We start from the raw sequence: 2,329 nt of genomic DNA, 5'->3' as shown, positions 1-2,329 counted from the left end.
GCGCAGGACGTTGACGTGGTTCTCCACGACCACGCTGCCGCCCCACTGCTCGAGCAGGTCGGGGCTGAGGTCGGCGGCGACTAGGCGGCGTGCCTGCTCAGGAGCGGTGGTGCGCTGCACGAGGACCGCGGGCCCGGTGAGGGCGTTGACGGCGCGGTCGTGGGCGTCGCGCATCCGCAGCCAGCGGGTGTGGTCGCGGGCCTTGTCCCGGTGCAGTCGGCCGCCGTCGATGTCGGCGGCCCACACCACCCGTAGCCGTTGACCACCGGCCCGGGGGTGAAGGTCTGCGGACCGGCGGTTCCAGACCAGCGGCCCGGTGGAGACCCGCCAGCCGGACGAGCGCAAAGTGTTGGGCATCGTCGCGGCGGCCGCGGCGACGGCGGCGTCGTCTGCGCCGCGGGGCAGCAGCCACGGCCCGTCCCCGCGGGGCGCCGGCACACGCGCGACCTCGACGGTCTCGCCGTCCTCGACGGCGGCGACGGTGGAGTGCTGGTGCCGGCGACCGGAGAACGTGGCTACGCACGTCTCCTGCAGCACGCCGGCGAAGCTGCCACTGCGGTCGGCGACGAAGACGACGTCGCGCAGCGCCGCTTCCCGGGCCAGGGCACCGCGCAGGTTCGTGGAGTACCGGCCGGCGGTCAGCGACGTCGGGACCAGCGCGGACAGGACACCACCGTCCTCGAGCGCGGACAGGCCGGCCGCGACGAACATCGCGTAGAGGTTGGCGTGGCCCCACAGCACGTGCGCGAAGCGGGCCCGGTCCTCAGCCGTCAGCCGCACCCGACCGTACGGAGGGTTCATCAGCACGGTGTGCGCCGAGCCGTGGTCGGCCAGGCCGTCGCCCACCTCGACGAGCCGCGGCAGCGGCCTGCGGGCCTTCGGCGGGGTCCGCTGAAGCGTGGGCAGCATCTCCGCGGCCAGGACCACGTTGGCGATCCAGGCCGCGACCGGGTCGGCGTCGACACCACTGACCAGCCGGGGCAGCCCGGCCAGGACGAACGCACCCTCCTGCGCGCGGGTCGCCTGCAGGTGCTCGCGCAGCGGCGGCAGCAGCAGAGCCCCGGCCCCGCAGGAGGGGTCGAGCACCCGCCCTGGAAGGGCCCGAGCGGACTTCGGCGCCCCGGAAGCGGTCCGGGCACGCGCCCACACCACCTCCGCCAGCGTGGCGGGCGTGTAGTGCCGGCCGTGGCGTGCCCTCGCCCCGGGTGCGAGGGAGGCGGTGTAGGCCTGGCCCAACGTCCACCCGTCAACAGTCAACAGGTCCGGCCCAGAGGAAGGGGCAGTGGTCTCCTGCTCTTGGTCGGCGTCGACGGAGCCACCGAGACCGCCGATCGCGGTGGTGGGGTCCGCCCACGTCGCATCCAGCCCCGCTGCGGCCACACGCCGACGCCACCACGAGGCGGCCCCGGCGAGGACCGCGCGAGTGGCACTGCTCAGAGGGCCGGCCGGGTCGGCCTCGCCGACCGTCGCCCGCGACCCACGAGCACCCAGCACCCGAGCGAGCTGGGCGGCGGGCGCCAGCGCCGGCGAGGCATTCATCGCGTCGCGCGCCGGCCCACCCTCCACGGCGACGATCCTGCCGGATCGTCGGGCACTCCAGCACCAGGAGGAGACGGACACGCGGCTTTTCCTTGAATGACGAAGCCCCTTCCGTAGGAAGGGGCTCGTCATGTACATTAAGAAGGCTCGGCGCCCGATGCGTCGAGTGTCGGGCCTTCCGGTCCGGCTACGTCAGGCGGTCTGCCAGGACCTGCCGAGTAGGACGGAGTGACACGGTGTCAACAACACAAGTCACCCTAATGCTCGGGGCGCAAAAAGTCTATCGCGGCACCCGGATGGGTGTCCGTGGTTGGGCTGCGTCCCGGGGTCGACCTCCTCCTGCGCTCTACCAGAGGGGAGGTCCCGATGGGACCTTCGTCGCACGGCCCTGTGGGCCGGTGCGAGCACTGTGGGCAGCGTGAGAAGCCGGGTCTGACCCGGTCGATCGCTGGTCGGGTCGTCACGGTCGCCGTGATCGACGCGGTGCGTTGGGTGCTCGAGAACCTGCTCGGCTGACGCCGGCAGCCTCGAGTACGTAGGGCCCGTCGCCGGGTGGGCGAGGTGCTGCCTCCCCACTCGGCGCGGTGCTCCTACTGCTCGGACGAGACCGTGTCCGAGCTCCGAGGGAAGGTCGCGTCGAACCAGTCGACGAAGCCGAGGGTGTTGCCCCACTGCCGGGCGATGCGTTCATGGATCGCGCGCTGGTCGTGCCCGGGCAGGAAGGCCCGGTGGCCGGCGACCTCGCCGCCGCACCCGCAGGCGCAGGTGCTGGGGCCGGTGTCGGGGCCCT

General features: G+C 73.3%; 1 protein-coding gene and 1 pseudogene. Both read right to left on the bottom strand.

Going from position 1 to position 2,329, the window contains the following annotated elements:
- The coding region (locus WDV86_RS16060) for an Eco57I restriction-modification methylase domain-containing protein (protein ID WP_339568661.1) at positions 1–1,539 on the bottom strand (1,539 nt) is incomplete at its 3' end.
- Positions 1,540–2,129: 590 nt separating this feature from the next.
- Positions 2,130–2,329: pseudogene (locus WDV86_RS16055) on the bottom strand (hypothetical protein); the annotation flags it as partial.

Source organism: Pseudokineococcus sp. 1T1Z-3, from assembly GCF_037482365.1.
GTDB lineage: Bacteria > Actinomycetota > Actinomycetes > Actinomycetales > Quadrisphaeraceae > Pseudokineococcus.
The sequence above is the reverse complement of the archived record's forward strand: the minus strand, read 5'-3'. Positions and strand labels throughout refer to the sequence as shown.